This window comes from Marinobacter sp. UBA2498 (genome assembly GCF_002341575.1).
Lineage (GTDB): Bacteria > Pseudomonadota > Gammaproteobacteria > Pseudomonadales > Oleiphilaceae > Marinobacter > Marinobacter manganoxydans.
On record NZ_DDOI01000138.1, the window covers coordinates 24,299 to 24,901 of the forward strand.

The 603-nt window shown below is 51.6% G+C and carries 1 protein-coding gene; it reads left to right on the plus strand.

Going from position 1 to position 603, the window contains the following annotated elements:
• Positions 1 to 555: hypothetical protein (locus B2W52_RS19185; RefSeq protein WP_286803925.1), on the plus strand; the 555-nt coding region annotated here is incomplete at its 5' end.
• Positions 556 to 603: the final 48 nt, after the last annotated feature.

The window sequence follows — 603 nt, forward strand, 5'->3', positions numbered from 1 at the left end:
TGGGAAGACCCCCGGGGCAAGGAGGGAATCCGGTTTTCCTGGACGCAAATGCATCAAACTGTCGGCTCGGTCGTTAACTGGTCCACGGCTCCTGTAAACGGTGGGGAATGGAACCACCTTGAACTGGAAATGGATACACAAAAGGGCTGGGTAAGGCTGAGCGTTAACGCGCGTGAGTTAACAAGCTTCTCCATTGACCCCTCTCTCGATTACAGAGGCAAATGGAGCCCAACCGTTGCGTTAATGGGCCTGAACGGTAAAGTTGGCAGATTGCAGGAAAGCTACTTGGATGACATCTATATCGACAATACTTTGCAGCGCGTTATGTTAGGAAATGCTCCGACCATTGACCAGGTGACTCTCTATGAGAACCAGCGCCCGGTCAAATGGTCTGATAACCAGATCGAATTGAAACTATACCAGGGCGCAATCGAAAATCTCGACGCCGCGTATCTGTATGTGTTCGATTCGTCAGGGCTGACGAACTCCGAGGGTTACCCCCTGTGCATGGAGTGCAAGCTTCCTCCCGAAAAAATTGAGCTGATTGTTGACTAGTTCTGAGCCCCTGGAAGCAGTGTTCAGGTCAGGGGTCGATCACTGGGT